The following is a 14771-nucleotide window of genomic DNA, read 5'->3' as shown; positions in this document are numbered from 1 at the left end:
ATACCAATACGTAATGATTCTGCTTTAGGCTTAAAAAGCAGACGTGTTATAATGGCCTCGGACACGGTTCTGCTGGGCATAAACCCCCTTCCGATACTTACAACCTTGGGGTCAGAAGCTTTAAGCGGTGAGCATCTCGTTAGCCCCGGCTAACCCGAGAAGCCTAAGTTTCTAGCCGAGACTGCCACCTGAACTTTTCGGTTCAGGGATTTTCGTTCAGTGGTGCCGTGCTCCTTTCTATTCGATAAAGCGATCTCACGATCCAAAAAACTGAAAACAGACCCCGCACTATATGGCCGAATTTGACAGCGCCTCTCTCAGAACCGAGCTCAGACAACGACGTCAGGGGCTCAGCGAAACCCAGCAACAGCTTCATGCCGACCAGGCCTGCCAACATTTTTTTGACGCCAATCTACTCGACACCAATACTAATAAACGCTATAAGGTTGCGGCATTTCTCAGCCAAGATGGCGAACTCAACACCTCCACACTGATTCAACGACTTTGGCGGCTAAATTCGGTTGAGCTTTATCTGCCCGCTTTAGAAACCCAGCCGGACTGGCATATGGGGTTTTCACGCTACACCCCGGATTCTGCACTTATAAACAATCGCTTCGGCATTCCGGAACCGGACGTTCCTAGAAACCAGCACCTGAACGGCAAGGACATGGATTTAGTAATCATGCCGTTAGTTGGCTACGACCTTAAGGGCCATCGTCTCGGAATGGGAGGCGGTTATTACGACCGCACCTTTGCCTTCAAACTTAAATCCGCAACAGCAGAACACTCCCCCACGCTGATCGGTTGGGCTCACAGCTGCCAGCAAGTCAGCCAACTGCCTAGTGAGCCTTGGGATGTGCCACTCGACGGACTGATCAACGAAACAGGTTTTATTCGTTTTTAATTTTTCTCAGAAACACACTCGTCCAAGTGCTCATTAAGAAATGTGAAGCCAGAAGAGAAAGGACCTAGGTTTTGCACGTCTGATTAATCAATTCACACAAGCCAGAGTGCAAACCTAAAATAAATACTCGATTAAAGGCCGGCCACCACCTGTTCGGACAGTGGGATTTTAACCACTTTTCCGACATAAAGCTGGTTTGCATTTTTAATGCGGTTCAGCTTTTTCAGAGTCGAAGTAGAGATATTGTAGTTGCTGGCAATTTCAGAAAGCGTATCGCCAGGCTGGACTTTATAGTGCACATACAACGTTTCACCCCAACGTGGTTTTTCACCATTGTGCTCAACAAAACGGTTTAAACCACGCACAATCGCACTCGCCATTTTGGTCTGGAAACTTGGATCCATCAGCCTACGCGCTTCATGCGGATTGGAAATAAAAGCGGTTTCAACCAACAGCGACGGCATATCGATCGATTTAAGCACCGCAAACTCGGCCGATTGAACTGTATGCTTGTGCATCTTAACGGACTTCTGCATTTCTTTGATCACGCTGCTCGCCAGCTTGCGGCTTGCACGAATATTCGCTTCACGAGTCAAGTCGCTCAAAGCAAACGCCACATCACGATCACGGCCCTGTAACGGAATATCTTGCAGAGAGGCATTTTCACTTTTCGCCAACAGACGAGCCATCACACTGCTGGCTCCGCCTTTCGAAAGGACATACACCGAGCCTCCTCTTACCGAGTGGTCATGAAACGCATCCGCGTGGACGGAGATAAAAATATCGGCGTTGTGTTTTTTGGCAATTTTGACCCGTTCATGCAAGGGAATAAACACATCGCGATCACGAGTCAGCACCGCACTCATACCGGGCTGCTGATCAATCAAGCGTTTCAACTCTTTTGCCATTTGCAGAGTCGCTACTTTTTCATAAACGCGATTAGGGCCTACAGCGCCAACATCCTTACCGCCGTGTCCGGCATCAATCGCCACGATCAATTCCTGCTTCTTAACCAACACGGCACTGTCACGATTCAACAAGGCTTGCGTCGCCGAGTTGCCTTCAATCTCTCGGCTTAAATTCGATTTTTTTACCGATTGATCAATTAACGGTTTTGCTTTTGTTGCCGTCTTGGCCACAATTTGTCCCTGCGGCTTGTTCCTTTTAACACTGGCTGTTTTTGTTCTAGCAGGCTTACCGGCATTGGCACCAACCGGTTGCGTCAAATCAATCACCAAACGCTCCGCCCCTTGGCGATTTTTGCCCAAAGTAAAAAACTCATAATCAAAGTTTTTATGCAGATCTAATACGACTTGTAACCGTTTGGCAGAATCTGAAACGCGGACGCGGTACAGACGGGAATCTTTGAAATACTTATTTTTGAAATCCAGGTGGTTATCGGTTTTAAAGAAGTCCACCACAACCCGAGAAGGATTATTTAGCTTATAAACTTTGAAGTTATGGTTCTGCTTAATATCAAAGACGACTCGGGTTTTATCGACTTTCTGACCGACACGCAAATTAACCAAATCCGCTTTAGACAAAGCAAGCGCACTGTAGCTCAGCAGCGTCAGTGCAAGAATAGTGGTAATCATTTTTCTGGCAAAACTGAGTGATTTCATGACCTATCTCTCAAGTTATTTTTTAAGTTGTTTTTTGTTTACCCAGGTTTAAACAAACAACGTGCCAAAAAAGCGTCAGAAAAACGTCATTGTTCCGTCAAAGCCTCCAAAAGCGCTTTGCCCGCTTCGCTGTAAGCACGCATCAAGAGCCTTCTACCGGGCGTTTCGTGGCTTAGATTCAGCTCCAAATCCGCATTGGGTAAAACCCCCTCTGCTTTTTGCGGCCACTCTACCAAAGCGACATAGTTGCCTGATAAAAGATCCCTAACAGCTAAGTACTCTAACTCTTCGGGATCGCAAAGTCTATATAAATCAAGATGATGTATTGAAAATTTATAATATTTATAACTTTCAACGATAGTATACGTCGGACTTTTGACTTTTTGGCCAGGTAAAAAATGCTGAATAAAGACTCTGGAAAGGAAGGATTTTCCAGCGCCCAAATCCCCTTTTAAATAGATCATCAGGCCGTTTTGGTAGCTTTCCAGCGCCTCACATGCCCTCGCCAATTGCTGTGCAAACGCCGCGGTCTCGGCCTCATCACTTAAAAAGAGTTCCCGTTTTTCACAAACTGTCTTAGAATTTGTCATTATGCAAGCTTCCGATCCCTTTCAAACGGCTGACGTTAAATTGACTGATGCAACCGCCCCTGCCATCCCTCGTCTGCCCGCTCACTTTGGTGAACAGATCAAGCAATGGGGAGAACAGCTCGGATTTGCCGACATCGGCATTACCCACACCAATCTTTCGCATTACGAAGCCGATTATTTTAACTGGATAGGTGACAACTTTCATGGCGAAATGGCGTATATGGCCGCCCATGGCAGCAAACGCACCCGCCCCGCGGAGCTGGTACCCGGAACCACGTCGATTATCAGCGTTCGCTTGAACTATCTCGACCTGAATGCATGCTCTCCTCTACAGCAATTACACCAATCTGAACAGGCCTACGTTTCCCGCTATGCGCTGGGGCGTGACTACCACAAACTGATGCGCAAGCGCTTACAGCAGTTGGCACAAAAAATCGCACAACAGATCGACGGCTTTGTTTATCGGGCGTTTTGCGACAGCGCGCCGGTCCTGGAGCGTCCAATTGCCGAACAGGCCGGCTTGGGATTTATTGGTAAAAACAGCCTGTTAATTCACCCACGTGCCGGTTCGTGGTTTTTTCTCGGCGAACTCTATACCAATCTGCCGCTCCCGGCAGACCCACCTTTTGATAAACAGGGATGCGGCCCTTGTACGGCCTGTATTCAGGAATGCCCCACACAAGCGATTCTGGATAATGGCTTGGTGGATGCACGCCGTTGCATTTCCTATCTGACCATTGAATACTCAGGGTCGATTCCGCTTGAATTTCGCAGCCGGATTGGCAACCGCATTTACGGCTGCGACGACTGTCAATTGGTCTGCCCGTGGAATAAATTCACCCGTCCGACCCAAGAGGCTGATTTTAAACCGCGCCACGAACTTGACCGTTTGGATCTGCTGACACTGTGGCAATGGCAAGAAAGCGATTTTTCGCAGAAGTTTGCCGGCTCTCCGATCCGCCGAATTGGTTATGCGCAATGGAAACGCAATCTGGCCATCGCACTGGGGAATATTCACGGAGAAGTCAGCCTGTTAACCAAGGTTTTACACGCACTTCAGCAGGAAATCGGACAGATCAATGAATTGGTCGACGAACATATCGTTTGGGCACAAAATACTCTAAGAGAGCGGCTAGAAAATAGCCAAAACAGAGTCAATCCAATTCCCGACAGTTCTGATAAGCAGGAGGGGCAGAAACAAAAAACCGCCTCCGCTCCAAAGCCGTTTAAAGCGCCGAAATACTATCTACCCAAATCATCTCAATCTAAAAACGGCCAATAACACGCTCAGCCGTTTTTAAAGCATGTCGAATACCGAACCTTGCGCTGGCAAGAACAGTTTGGCGTACAGGCGCGACGCATAAGTATTGGTCATACCGGCGATATAATCGCAAATCACCCTCTGTTGGGCCTGATCTCCTTCAGCCGCTTGGTATTTGGCGTAAGAGCTCGCCGGCAGCAAGGTATGGGGGTTGGCCCGTAGCGATTTAAACAGGTCGAGTACAATCTGCTGCCCCTTGTACTCCATTCCTTTGACCTCGGCAATGGTGATAACGTTTTTAAACACGAACGCCTTCAACAGATCCAACACCGCCGCTTCGCCTTCCGCTAATTTTGCCTGATAACGCAATAACGGGTGTTCGAAACGGCTATTCTCCGCCATATAGATGCTTTCCACCATAATGCCCACCATCTTGCTGATGGCGTGTTTACGTGCGCGCGAAGAGTCACTGAACAGGCGTTCTGTCATTTCGTCGCCCCACAACGCATAATGCTTGAACACCGGGTTTTCCATAACCTCGGCCTGCCATCGGTCGCGCGAAACCATCTTCATCGCCACCGCATCCTCCAGGTCGTGAATGCCGTAAGCAATGTCATCTGCCAACTCCATAATCGTCGTATCCAATGCCTTGTACTTGGTACGGTCATGGCAACTGCCATCACATGGTGCAAGCTCGGTAAACTGCTGGCGATCCGATTCAGAAAACGGTGCCAACACCCAATCAAAGACCGCCTTTTCCTCTTGATACAAGCCTTTAGGCGGCGACCAGCGGTCCATTTGCAAGGTTCTAAAATCGGTGACTTCCGGCTCCGCCAACTGACGTTGATAGTTTTCATTCGTGGCAATCATTTCATTGTAAAGTGCCGGGTACTTCATCACCCCCAAGGTGGTTCGACGTGACAGATCCAACCCATTGACCGGGGTATACTCACCCAAGCGAGCCAAAATTCTTAGGGTCTGCGCATTGCCCTCAAAGCCACCGTAGTGGCGCATCATGTAATTCAACGCCACCTCACCGCCATGTCCGAAAGGCGGATGCCCCAAATCATGAGCCAGGCAGATCGCTTCAATCAAATAGACTGAAGGCAGCCACGGCAGGTAATCGGCCTCTTTGCCGCCGTTAAGATCATTTGCCAACCCAACAGTCATCAACTGCTCCACCAGTCCGGAACCGATCTGGGCCACCTCCATGGAGTGCGTCAGACGAGTGCGATAAAAGTCCGATTCGCTAAGACCAAAAATCTGGGTTTTGGCTTGCAAACGTCTGAACGAGGCCGAATGAATGACACGCGCACGATCACGTTGGTAGACAATGCGTGCCGGTCTGGAATCTTGTCCATTTAAAAAATCAGTATAGCGTTGCGTCCAGATCGGATGGTGCAGGTATTCCATATCAGGCTCCCGTCAGTCACTGCAGAGAAACAAAAAAGGCTTTTTTATTAAAAAACAACCAAATGCAAACAGCTTGCTATCTTACGCAAACCCCGCCGCGATGCAAGCTCATACCGTTATCACCAAACCAACTTAACCTATTTAAGGGGTAAACGGCTTATTATCTGAGTTGCTTTTCTCGAATCTTCGCCGATAACGTCATCACAAAACAAAAAAGGACCAGGCCTGTTCAGTTTTCGCCCCGTTTTGCCGCCTCTCCCAAGGTCCCCATGGAAAAATGAATGGATTAAGGGGGTATAAAATAAATTTTATGACAGGATGGAAGAGATTGAGTTACGCTTTTACTAATTTTATAAGTTATTTATCGCATTCAAGTTCAACAGTCGTTAAACGAACGTGCAAACAAGAGCAACGGAGTACTTCAATGTCTAAGCATCAGTGCCAACTTATCATCCGCAAAACGCACAAGTTATTCTTTATGCTTTCATTTTCCGTTCTTCTCAGTGCGTGCGGCAACCCCGAACTAGAAGCCTGCATTGATCGCCAAAGCGGTTTATGGGACAGTACCCAAGACGACCCTAAAAAGAACAGCGCCTACTGGACAGCCGTAGCGCGTTGTAAACAAAAATACAAATAGTGCTACTGGTTTCTTAGTATAAAAATGCAGAGTCAGCTCAACCGTACCCTATCCCTGCCGCAAATGGTGCTTTACGGTCTCGGCACCACCATCGGCGCAGGCATCTATGCACTCATTGGAGAGCTGGCCGCAGTTTCCAGTTACCTAGCCCCAACCGCTTTTCTTTTCGCCGCCTTGCTCGCAGGCATGACCGCCATGTCGTTTGCGGAATTTTCCGGAAGATTTCCACAAGCGGCGGGCGCGGCACTCTATGTCAAACAAGGGTTCAATTCGGATGCCCTCTCCACCGGCGTCGGACTCTTGGTGGTACTCGCCGGATTGGTCTCTGCCGCCGCCTTAATGAACGGTTTTATCGGTTATTTAGCCCAATTTATCGAGCTGCAACCCTTTGTCACCATTTTCCTGCTGGTGGCGATCATTGTCGGTTTAGCCGCCTGGGGAATCGCTCAATCCGTATTCATTGCCAGTCTGATCACGCTGATCGAAGTCGGCGGACTGGTTTTAGTCATTGGGGTAAGCTCCCCCAGTCTTAGTCAACTCCCAGAACTCGGTACACACCTGGCACCGAGCCTGTCACTGGATAGCTTATCTCTAATCTATGCTGGCGTGTTGCTCGCTTTTTTTGCCTTTATCGGCTTTGAAGATATGGTTGATGTGGCCGAGGAGATCAAAAACGTCCGCCGCACTCTGCCAATGGCGATTCTCTTGACGCTTGCAATCACCGCTGTTCTCTACATCAGCATCATGCTTCTCGCCCTGCTCTCCTTTACGCCCGAGACGCTCTCTCAGAGCGACGCTCCCTTGGCACTCCTCTATGAACATCACACGGGCCAACCCGCGACCATCATCAGCCTGATTGGGATGTTTGCGATTATTAACGGGGCGTTGATTCAAGTCATTATGGCGTCGCGGGTGCTTTACGGTTTAAGCTGCCGTGGACTGCTTCCTAGTATACTCAGCACGGTTCACCCTAAGAGCCATACTCCACTGCATGCCACGGGCTTAGCGGGGTTAATCGTGTTGACGCTGGCATTGATTGGCGACCTGCCAACCTTAGCCGAAGCCACTTCAATCATCATGCTAAGTGTGTTCACGCTGGTCAATCTCGCATTATGGCGAGTCAAAAAACACCAACCTGCTCCTTATGGCAACTTCAGTGTTCCTCGTTGGGTACCGCTCATGGGGTTTGTAATCAGCGGAGCCTTGGTGTTGTTTAAACTGTTTCAATTCGTAGGAGCCTCTTAATGGTGGCGACAGCACACTCCCCTAAACCGCTATCCATCCTCTTATGGATAGCCATTTACAGCACGGTACTGATTTGGTCAATCATAGCTCCCAAAGACGGATTAACTTGGGTATTGGAGGCCACCCCCGCGCTGATTGCAGCCCTGCTGCTGGCCGCCACCTATCGTCAGTTTCAACTCACACCACTGACTTACCAATTGATTCTGTTCCACTGTTTGATTCTGTTTGTCGGTGCCCATTACACCTATGCTGAAGTCCCGCTGTTTACCGAACTGCAACACTGGCTGGGGACCGCACGCAATGACTATGATAAATTGGGGCATTTTGCCCAAGGAGTTGTGCCTGCGATCGTTGCCCGAGAAATTATCATTCGCCTCCAGGTCATCCGCGGCGAAGCCTGGCAGGCTTTCTTTATCCTCTGCTTTGTACTGGCCGTCAGCGCCACCTATGAATTGCTTGAATGGGCGGCCGCGTTACTTTCCGAAGAGGCCGCCGAAGCATTTCTAGGCACTCAAGGGTATGAGTGGGATACCCAGTCGGATATGTTTTGGGCACTGAGCGGCGCCATTTTTGCCTTGCTCTTTTTAAGCCGACTCCACAATCGTCAACTTGCCGCTCTTCCCCCTTCTAACTAACCTCCCGCTCTTTCATAGAATGGCCGTTTCACTCCGTGGCGTTTTGTGTTTAAATTGAAGCAAGAGAGGGTCTCGATCCCATCGCACAAATGGCTTTTAATGCAGTGATGAGAGAGAATTCGAACCTCATCTGAACAGGCCTGTTGGAAAACAGCGGGCACATCGCCGACAATGACAGGTTTTTAAACGTTAATCAAAAAAGTTTGCAGGAGTCCGACCATGAGCCTAATCAAAAAAATCGTGATGGGGGTCGTTGCGCTGATTCTCTTAACGGTCGCAGCCATTGCTGTGGTGATCGCTACCGTTGATCCTAACGACTACCGTGACGAGATCACCCAGGTGGTGAAAGAGAAAACCGGACGCGACCTGCGGCTCGGGGAAATGGAATTGTCGATTTTCCCGCACCTGGGATTGAAATTACAAAATGCCCAACTAAGCAATGCCCCTGGTTTTGGCGATGCGCCTTTTGTGGCCGTGAAAGAGGTCAACCTCGGGGTTGCGATTCTGCCTCTGCTCAGCAAACAACTTCAAGTCGATACTTTAACCCTGCATGATTTCCGCCTAAACCTTCAGCGTGACAAAACCGGTCACTCCAACTGGGACGACCTGACCGGTGGCGCTGAAACTGAAAAAGAAAAACACGAAAAAGAACGCCATGAAGGCGATCCAATGGAAAAACTCGCCGCACTGAATATCGGTGGCTTGGATATTCGCAACGGTGAAATTTTCTGGCAGGATCAACAAGCAGATCAGACCTTCAAACTCGCCCCGTTCAATCTGACCAGTGGCGCCATTACCTTGGGCGAATTTTTCCATTTGACCCTTCAGGCCAATACCGAAATCACCAATCCGAACCTTAAGACCCAAAGCGAACTGGAAGCGGACATTAAACTGAATGAGAGCGGAAAAATCGAAGTAAAAAACTTAGTGCAAACCACCTTAGTCTCTTCGGACAGCCTGCCGGTAAAAACGTTGAATACCGAACTTAAATTACCAAACTTGACCTTGACTGAAAACCAAGATATGCACCTTAATGACGTAAACCTGACCTATGAATTTACCAGTCAAAAAGACTTCGCTATCCAATCGGCTCAAGGGCTGGCCATCGTTAAAGGCGCCAAATTCGACGGCACCGCCCAACGTTTTGAATCCGGTCCTTTACAACTCAGTGCCGAGCTCAAAGGAGCACAATTGCCAAACGGCCAAGGACAAGTGCAATTTGAAGTTCAGCCGATGCTGGATTTAAAAGCACAAACCGCCGCGTTAAAAGCACTCACGCTACAAGTCCTGAATGTATCCGCCACAGGCGAAGCCAATATTCAAAAACTTTTGGACAAGCCCTCTGTAGACGGTAAATTAAGCATTGCACAAACCAACCTGAGAACACTGCTTAAACAACTGGGCATGGAAAAAGAGGCGCTGAAAAATATGTCCGATCAAAAAACGCTTACCGCCTTCACTGGCGATCTTGCGTTTAAAGCGGATACAGCTCAACAATCCGCCAAACTGACTCAGATACGATTCAAGCTGGACGACAGCGAACTCAAAGGTTCCGCTTCCTTGAAAAACTTCGATCAACCCAATATCGCGTTTGATTTGGCACTCGATAAAATCAATGTTAGCCGCTATCTACCTCCAAAGCAGGAACAGAAAGAGGCTGAAAAACAACCCGCCGCCGAGGATATCCGTTTTGAAATTCCTAAAGAGCCGTTGAGAAAACTCACGCTCAACGGAACCTTCAAAGCGGGTAGCGTAATATATGACAAACTGAATCCAAAAAATATTGTGGCCAAAGTAGAAGGCAAAAACGGCTTAATTCAACTCAGCCCGCTGCAAATGGACATGTTTGAAACCAAGCTTACTGCATCAGCCAAACTCGACGTACGCGGTGATATGGCCAAATATGCCTTTAAAACCGACGCCAAAAATGTTCCGGTTGGCGATGTATTAATCGCCTTTACCGGCAATGATCGTTTAAGCGGAAAAGGAACCGTGAATGCCGATATCACTTCTGCCGGAGAAAAACTCTCACTATTAAAACAAAACCTTAACGGTAAAGCGGCGGTTAACCTTAAAGACGGCGCAATTAAAGGGTTTAATCTGGCGCAGTCGATTCGTCAGGCCAAAGCCAAAATTGCCGGGGAAAAAGCCGCCGGTTCTTCCGAAGAGTTAAAAACCGACTTCAGCTCTCTGGTGGCCGAAGTGGATATCAAAAACGGTGTCGTCGACACCCGTAAACTGCTTGCTCAAGCCCCGTTTATGCGCATTACCGGTGACGGCCAGGTTAACTTGGTCAAGGAAAATCTGGATTATCTGGTCAAAGCCAAAATTGTCGGCAGTGACAAAGGGCAAGGTGGAGAAGAACTCACGGAACTTAATGGATTGACCATTCCGGTCAAGCTTAAAGGGGCTCTGACGGGTCCTAAAGTCTCACTGGATCTTGAATCACTGCTTGAAGCTAAGGCCAAGCAAGAAGTCGAAAAGAAAATCGAAGAGAAAAAAGAAGAAGTCCAGAAAAAATTGGAAGAGGACCTGAAAAGCAATCTGTTGAAAGGGTTCAAATTCTAAAACCTTCTCGGACATCGGCTAAAAAGGAAATAACAAAGTTAATGTCACCTCACCCTCATGCTCCGGTCTACCAAACCGCCCTCATTACCGGTGCCTCTTCAGGCATCGGTAAAGCCACAGCTGAAGTATTGGCGGCTGAAGGTTATAAATTGATTCTGCTTGCCCGCCGCCAAGACCGGTTAGAAGCTTTAAAGTCACAACTGGAAATCGACTGCAATACGCAATGTCATCTTATCGCCTGTGACATTAACGACCATATTCAGCTTAAAGCGGAACTCGACGCTCTTCCCAATGCTTTTAAACCCGTCGACGTGCTCATCAACAATGCAGGATTGGCTCTGGGCTTGAATCCAGCTCACGAAACGGACTGGAACGACTGGCAAACCATGATTGAAACCAACTGTCTCTCACTGGCCTTTTTGACTCGCCAAATCCTACCAGGCCTGGTCAAAGCCAATCACGGTCACATCATCAATGTTGGCTCCATTGCCGGCACCTATCATTACAAAGGAGCCAATGTATATGGCGCCACCAAAGCGTTTGTTGAACAGTTCTCAGTCAATTTGAGAAGCGATTTATTGGGCACGGCGGTACGCGTCACCAATCTTGAACCCGGCCTGCTCAACGACAGTGAATTTTCACTGGTACGCTTTAAAGGCGATGCCCAGCGGGCCGATAAAGTCTATGAAGGCTTGCAACCTCTCAAGGCGGCGGACGTGGCTGAAACCGTGCGCTGGATCTTGCAGCAACCCGCCCATGTAAACATTAATCGCATTGAAATAATGCCGGTGCATCAGGCGCCAGGAGGCCCCACAGTTGCAAAAACACCATTATTAAATACAAATTAAATTCGGACTTATAGGTATCGATAGTTTGTACACAATGACAAAAGTTGTGGTAAATTTGAAACTAAACCAATACAGCCAATTTGAAGATACAGTCAGCTATGAAACAAACAGGTAAAAAGCGCCCTTTATTGCATTATGCTCTCTTCTTTTTTTTAGTTGCTTCACTGTTTTCAGCCTGTAGTTCCAAACAATCCGAGCGTTTGGAAATCATGACCAACTCCTGGATTGGCTTCTCGCCGTTGTTTTACGCCAAAGAGCAAGGTTGGCTTGACCCGCTGAATATCAAACTCTCCAATGTTGTCTCGCTTGGCGAAAACGTGCATATTTATCAAACCGCGCAAAAACACGCTTTTACCGGAACCCAGTATGAATTTCAGCGCGTTTTAAAATCCCAGCCTGATTTGGTGCCAATTATTATGTTTGACCGCTCCAATGGCGGCGACATGGTGATGAGCAACCGCTCAATTGCGGAACTTCAAGCAACGACCGAGACGATTGACGTCTACCTGGAACTCGATACCGTCAATCATTTGGTTTTTAAGGACTTTGTCAAGCAAAATAACCTAAATAGCCGCCAGTTTAATTTCATCAATAAAGATCAGGTCAAAATCGTCTCTTCCATAGAGGAAGATCACAGTGACAAGCCGGCCATTATCGTCACCTATATCCCTTACAACTATGAACTGCAAAAAAAAGGCTTTAATGTCATTACCTCAACCGCCGACAATCTCAACCTGCTGGTGGTTGACGCCCTGTACACGCCAAAGGATGTGTTACTGAAGCATAGAGCACAATTCAAAGGACTGAAAAAAGCCATCGATGATGCCGTTAAGGTACTGAAAACTGATCCTAAAAAATATTATCAAACGGTTAAGCCCTATCTTGAAAATGGTTCTTATGAAGACTTTGAAGCAAGTTTGAACGATATTCTCTGGCTCAATGAAGAGCTGTCTGAACCATTGATCAACAGGCTAAATGAAGCACAGTTTCCGATCAGGGATCTCTTATAAATGTTCGGCATTCAATCCTTTTTACTCTCTTCCATCCTATTTATCATCACGGTCTTTTACAGCGTGTTCTTTTACTATTTTCTGGAAGACCAACAACGTAAAACAGACCTGATTTTGGAGAATATCCGTCACGATCTGTCGGAAAGTGCCTACGTCATCTCTTCGGAAATGGACAGTATTGAAAGGATTAAAAACTTCACCTCTTTTCTAAATCGCAAAGTGGCCAACAACCCGCTTATCGAAGCCATGGCGGTCGCTTACGGCAACCAAATCATTCTCACGACGGATGCCGGCATTACCACACCGCCACCGAGACAGGTGACCATTTCTAAAATCTATGACCTTAAAGCCTCCCAGCTGGTAGAGAAACAAATTTTTGAAACCCATATCCACTTTTTTATACAGGATAAGCCACACGACTTAAGCCTGTTTATCTATCCCGACCAGGCCTACCTCGTCAACTACTTCTCTCAACATCAGCTTAACTTCTTAATTGTTTTTGGCCTGATCCCTCTGATTGTATTTGGTTTGCTGTGGCTCGCACTGAGATATTTCGTGACCAATCCTCTCGAACTGTTGCGCCAGTATGCTTATTATCAGTCGGAAATTCCTTCCAAGTTTAAGATTCGTGAACTCGAATATGTCCGATCTTCCATGGTGCAAACGTTTGATCGACTAGAACAAGAGCGGGATGAGCTCTATCGCCTGGCACGTACTGATGATCTAAGCGGTTTGGCTAACCGTAACCAACTCAATGAGCGGTTGGGCTGGCTCATCTCCGAAGCCTCACATAATCATTCTGAATTCGCCCTGATGTTCTTGGACCTGGATGACTTTAAAAAAGTGAATGACTCTCTAGGCCACGAAGTCGGCGATAAACTCTTAAAAAATGTCGCCGGCCTGATTCAGGATGTCTTAAGAAAATACGACATTATTGCCCGTGTCGGCGGGGATGAATTCGTGGTGGTATTAAGCCATTACAATAACAATCTGGAACTGATTCATATCATTCAACGAGTACTGGAGCGCGTCAAAGAGGTCCACATCGTGGATGGCCATCCGGTTAAGGTGTCGGCCAGTGTCGGGGTGTCTTTTTATCCTAAGGACGGCGTAGATATCACCGACCTGATGAAAAACGCGGATATCGCCATGTACGAGGCAAAAAACTCCGGTAAAAACCAATTTAAATTCTTTACCGAAGAACTGCACCAACAGGTCTTGTCTGAAATCGAATTGGAACACGACATTCGCCACGGCCTTGATCATGGTGAATTCCAACTCTACTACCAACCTAAAATTTCTTTGCGTGATTACAGCATCATTGGTGCAGAAGCCCTGGTACGCTGGAACCACCCCGAAAAAGGGCTCATCCCTCCTGACAAATTCATTCCGGCTGCTGAGAAAAATGGCTTGATGGTCGAACTCGGCTGGTGGATCCTCAAAGAAGCGATTCGCCAGCAGATGGATTGGAAAAAACAGGGCTTGATCGATCTGTCGATTTCGGTCAACCTGTCGGCCGTCCAATTCTTGGATCATCACTTTGACCAGACCTTTAAAGAGCTCATTCAAACGCGTGATTTTGCGCCATCCAAACTCGATATCGAGATTACTGAATCGGTGTTTATTGAACGTTCCCAAGGTAATTTAAACTCGCTGGAACGCATCTCCAGACTGGGCGCGACTATCTCGCTGGATGATTTCGGAACCGGCTACTCATCTCTGGCCTATTTAAAAAGTTTCCCACTCAATACACTGAAAATCGATAAATCCTTTATGGACGACTACGCTTCGGAAACCGGGGCCGCCTTTATCGAAACCATTGTTAAGATTGCACAAACCCTTAAACTGCAAGTGGTCGCGGAAGGTGTCGAAACCCATGACCAACTTGAATACCTCAAGCGCATAGGCTGTGACAGCTATCAAGGTTATTACTGCTCCGCGCCGCTCCCGGCGAAAAAGTTTGAGACGTTTATTCGTGAACGCATTGCTGAAAAATTCTGCCACTGACCTCTAAATTTTTCCCTTCATTACAGAGGTT

General features: G+C 47.6%; 12 protein-coding genes. 9 read left to right on the top strand and 3 right to left on the bottom strand.

Annotated elements, in window-relative coordinates:
• Positions 1 to 292 precede the first annotated feature (292 nt).
• Positions 293 to 904: a 5-formyltetrahydrofolate cyclo-ligase gene (locus QCB44_RS03420; protein WP_279407930.1), complete on the top strand. Its 612-nt coding sequence runs from the start codon at positions 293 to 295 to the stop codon at positions 902 to 904.
• 131 nt (positions 905 to 1035) lie between these two features.
• Here the strand turns inward: QCB44_RS03420 and QCB44_RS03415 are convergent, their stop codons facing one another.
• Together QCB44_RS03415 and tsaE are read right to left on the bottom strand one after the other, a co-directional pair.
• Positions 1036 to 2526: an N-acetylmuramoyl-L-alanine amidase gene (locus QCB44_RS03415; RefSeq protein WP_279407929.1), complete on the bottom strand. Its 1491-nt coding sequence runs from the start codon at positions 2524 to 2526 to the stop codon at positions 1036 to 1038.
• A gap of 86 nt (positions 2527 to 2612) precedes the next feature.
• Positions 2613 to 3116: a tRNA (adenosine(37)-N6)-threonylcarbamoyltransferase complex ATPase subunit type 1 TsaE gene (gene tsaE, locus QCB44_RS03410; protein WP_279407928.1), complete on the bottom strand. Its 504-nt coding sequence runs from the start codon at positions 3114 to 3116 to the stop codon at positions 2613 to 2615.
• Position 3117: 1 nt separating this feature from the next.
• Between tsaE and queG the strand changes: the two genes are divergently transcribed.
• On the top strand, positions 3118 to 4398 hold the full coding sequence (queG, locus tag QCB44_RS03405) for a tRNA epoxyqueuosine(34) reductase QueG (RefSeq protein WP_279407927.1): 1281 nt from the start codon (positions 3118 to 3120) through the stop codon (positions 4396 to 4398).
• 15 nt (positions 4399 to 4413) lie between these two features.
• Here the strand turns inward: queG and QCB44_RS03400 are convergent, their stop codons facing one another.
• A complete protein-coding gene (locus QCB44_RS03400) occupies positions 4414 to 5790 on the bottom strand; it encodes an anti-phage deoxyguanosine triphosphatase (protein ID WP_279407926.1) in 1377 nt (458 codons plus the stop codon).
• Positions 5791 to 6214: 424 nt separating this feature from the next.
• Between QCB44_RS03400 and QCB44_RS03395 the strand changes: the two genes are divergently transcribed.
• The 7 genes from QCB44_RS03395 (at position 6215) to QCB44_RS03365 (ending at position 14740) form a co-directional block, all read left to right on the top strand.
• Positions 6215 to 6427: a hypothetical protein gene (locus QCB44_RS03395; RefSeq protein WP_279407925.1), complete on the top strand. Its 213-nt coding sequence runs from the start codon at positions 6215 to 6217 to the stop codon at positions 6425 to 6427.
• Between the two features lie 24 nt (positions 6428 to 6451).
• Positions 6452 to 7672: an amino acid permease gene (locus QCB44_RS03390; RefSeq protein WP_279407924.1), complete on the top strand. Its 1221-nt coding sequence runs from the start codon at positions 6452 to 6454 to the stop codon at positions 7670 to 7672.
• Positions 7672 to 8307: a DUF2238 domain-containing protein gene (locus QCB44_RS03385; protein ID WP_279407923.1), complete on the top strand. Its 636-nt coding sequence runs from the start codon at positions 7672 to 7674 to the stop codon at positions 8305 to 8307. Before QCB44_RS03390 ends, QCB44_RS03385 begins: the two co-directional genes overlap by 1 nt.
• A 219-nt stretch (positions 8308 to 8526) precedes the next feature.
• Positions 8527 to 10875, top strand: coding sequence for an AsmA family protein (locus QCB44_RS03380; protein WP_279407922.1), 2349 nt, complete (start codon positions 8527 to 8529; stop codon positions 10873 to 10875).
• 41 nt (positions 10876 to 10916) lie between these two features.
• Positions 10917 to 11723: an SDR family NAD(P)-dependent oxidoreductase gene (locus tag QCB44_RS03375; protein ID WP_279407921.1), complete on the top strand. Its 807-nt coding sequence runs from the start codon at positions 10917 to 10919 to the stop codon at positions 11721 to 11723.
• A gap of 98 nt (positions 11724 to 11821) precedes the next feature.
• Positions 11822 to 12733, top strand: a complete 912-nt coding sequence (locus QCB44_RS03370) for a hypothetical protein (protein ID WP_279407920.1) — start codon at positions 11822 to 11824, stop codon at positions 12731 to 12733.
• The gene (locus QCB44_RS03365; RefSeq protein ID WP_279407919.1) at positions 12734 to 14740 is read left to right on the top strand and encodes an EAL domain-containing protein; all 2007 of its coding nucleotides are present in this window, start codon (positions 12734 to 12736) and stop codon (positions 14738 to 14740) included.
• Positions 14741 to 14771 lie beyond the last annotated feature (31 nt).

The sequence above is a fragment of the Thiomicrorhabdus sp. zzn3 genome, assembly GCF_029767755.1.
In the GTDB taxonomy this organism is placed as follows: Bacteria; Pseudomonadota; Gammaproteobacteria; order Thiomicrospirales; family Thiomicrospiraceae; genus Thiomicrorhabdus.
Note: the sequence above shows the minus strand (reverse complement) of the source record. Positions and strands in the feature narration are given on the sequence as shown.